Origin of the sequence: Desulfofundulus sp. (assembly GCF_049701015.1) — a bacterium.
In the GTDB taxonomy this organism is placed as follows: domain Bacteria; phylum Bacillota; class Desulfotomaculia; order Desulfotomaculales; family Desulfovirgulaceae; genus Desulfofundulus.
This window is the reverse complement of record NZ_JBNATZ010000421.1, coordinates 1-2,365: the sequence shown is the minus strand read 5'-3', so window position 1 is coordinate 2,365 and position 2,365 is coordinate 1. Positions and strand designations below refer to the sequence as shown.

The following is a 2,365-nucleotide window of genomic DNA, read 5'->3' as shown; positions in this document are numbered from 1 at the left end:
TCCACGCTGTGGGCGTAGGTGTACATATCAGCAGAGCATATCTCGGTAAGGTTGCCGACGACCTCTTTTCCTGCCAGGATCTCGTCCACAATCCTCTCTACCGTTTCTACAACTCTTTCAAAGCCCTTCCGCTTCTCACCCTGGCTCCACCCGCGGACCACGTTCATCACATCGCTCCGGACCTCATCTTCCAGGAGGTTCCGGTGCTCCTCGCTCAAGTCAGTCAGACCGTCCACATCGACCGCGAGGATCCCGCACCTCCTCAGAGACATGACGTAGCTGGCGGTCAGCACCGTACCTTTTTTCAAAAGGAGCTCCCCGTTTTTCCCGTAAACGGGCCGGGCCAGCTTCATGCCGGGCAGAAGAAATTTCGTCGATATCTTCAAAAAAACACCTCCCCACCCACCCTGGTTAAAACCAGGTTGCCTTTGGCTGGTTACCTTGCCGTAAACTCGAAAACTTCGGAGGAACCCTCCGCTCCTCTAGCTTCCACACGCTTTCTCCCTTCCCCGTCAGAAACCACAAGCACGTACCCGGAAGCATTTTTCTCGTACTCATACTCCCTACCCCACGGACCGACTTGCGGCCACTTAATACATGCCAGCGACGGATCATTCGGGTAGGCTCCGTTGACAGAGTAATAAACATCCAGGTCTGCCGCCATGAGATTGAGCTCCGCTCTCGCTCGCTGTACCCTGGTCCGATCGATATACCTGGCGCAGGAAATCGCACTCGTACAGCCCAAAGCGGCAATAATGGCCATAACCACCACCAGTTCTACCAGGGTAAAACCTCCCGTCGTAGGGTTTGTAAGACGAATCAGCAGTCACCTCCCGTCCCCCAAAAATACCGGGCTCCGTGATCAGGTACCCCCCCTTGCGGTCGTGCTGTGGCCCGACCACAGGATAAGGGGTCGTTGGTTCACGCCAGTTCCAGCATCCCCACCAAACAAAATGAGGGGGACTACTGCCCCCTCGATTTTAAAAAAAAGCCCGGCGGAACCGGGCTCGCCAATCTGCGCAACTACCCTACCTTTTCATTCCGCCAGGCTGTTCACGCCTGTACCGTTGACCAGGAGATCGCCGGAAACCGTGCCGGATGCGGTCGCCGTGGCGCACTCCGTCCAGCACCCGTCCTTGTCGCACTCGGTCCAGCAGTACCCGTACTCCACGGTGTACCTGGCCGTCAGCGTGTACTCCTTCGGCTTCTCAGCCATCATCTTCCTCTCCAGGATCGACCATATCCTGGCACCGTCCATCCCCCAGTCCTCCTGGAACTCCACCTTCGCCTCGTGACCGTCCGGTTTCATGCGGACCGTCACCGTACCTACCGGCGGGTACGGCGTGCCAAACGTGAACTCGGGGTTCTTCTTCGGGTAGGTCAGGCTGGCGCTGGTCACCTTCCACCACGTGACCCAGCCTTTAGGCGGTTTCGGCTCGGGCGGCCTCAGCGTCGCCGTCACCCAGTCCGTCCACTTCGCCGTGCCCGCCGGCCTGGTCACCCTCCTGTCCTGGCTCACCGCCCGGAACGTCAGGCTGCCGGGACCTGATGGACCTTGCTGCTTGTGTACAACCACAATCAGCGCCTCGTCGCTGTTGTCCGACCAGTTCGCGTCCTCGGACACGTCCACCGGGTTGACCTTGACCACTATTTTGCTGTCCCCGTCCTGGGCAGTCACCGACACCCTGTATCTATACTCCTGGCCCGGCTGGAACTCCACCGCGCTGCCCGGGCCGGGTGCGCCGCCCTCCGGCTCGAGAGCCACGGGGTACTCGTGACCGCTAACCACGTGGTAAGCGATAAGCTTCGCCCGCGAAGGGCCGGGGGAGCCCCGCTTCAGCCCGAAGGTGACCGTGAAGGCCAGCTTCTGCCCCGGGTCGGCCTGGACCTGCTTGGGTGCTATCCTGGCGTAAAAGTCGGGTGGGACCCCTTTGGGAACCCCGTACCACTCCACATACACGGGCAGCCACCAGCGCCAGCCCTCCACGGCGTTCGCCAGGTTCGGGTTGGACTCGTCACCGGGGAAGCGGTTCTCCTTGCGGTTGATGGCGTTGTCCATAGGAGCAAGATTTAACTGCCACTGCACGCTCACCGTTCCTTTCAACAGGTCCTCGCCGGTCTCTCGAACGGAGAAGTTCTCAGGCTTGCGTTTGTAGTGGCGATTTTGGTACCTTTGCCAGCCATAATACCTTTCTTTTTCAGGATCACCCGGCTTCCACCAGGGGTTGGGGTAGCCGTGGCCCTGGAGGGCAGCGTAGGCATCGTACTCCTCCTGCCCGAAGTCGCCCCTGACCTCGATCCGGGTGACCTTGTACCGCTTCAACAGGTCGGAAGGCAGAGTGTACACCGCTCTCGCTTTCTTGTC

2 protein-coding genes and 1 pseudogene are annotated in these 2,365 nt (G+C 59.9%); all 3 read right to left on the bottom strand.

All coding sequences use genetic code 11. The annotated features are described in order from the left end of the window. Positions 1–386 (bottom strand): annotated as a pseudogene (locus ACPLUI_RS15090) (HD-GYP domain-containing protein); the annotation flags it as partial. Positions 387–436: 50 nt separating this feature from the next. Beyond that, a complete protein-coding gene (locus tag ACPLUI_RS15085) occupies positions 437–820 on the bottom strand; it encodes a type IV pilin protein (RefSeq protein ID WP_424661060.1) in 384 nt (127 codons plus the stop codon). Positions 821–1,036: 216 nt separating this feature from the next. Next, positions 1,037–2,365, bottom strand: a 1,329-nt coding sequence (locus ACPLUI_RS15080; protein ID WP_424661059.1) for a hypothetical protein, incomplete at its 5' end; no start/stop codon positions are given.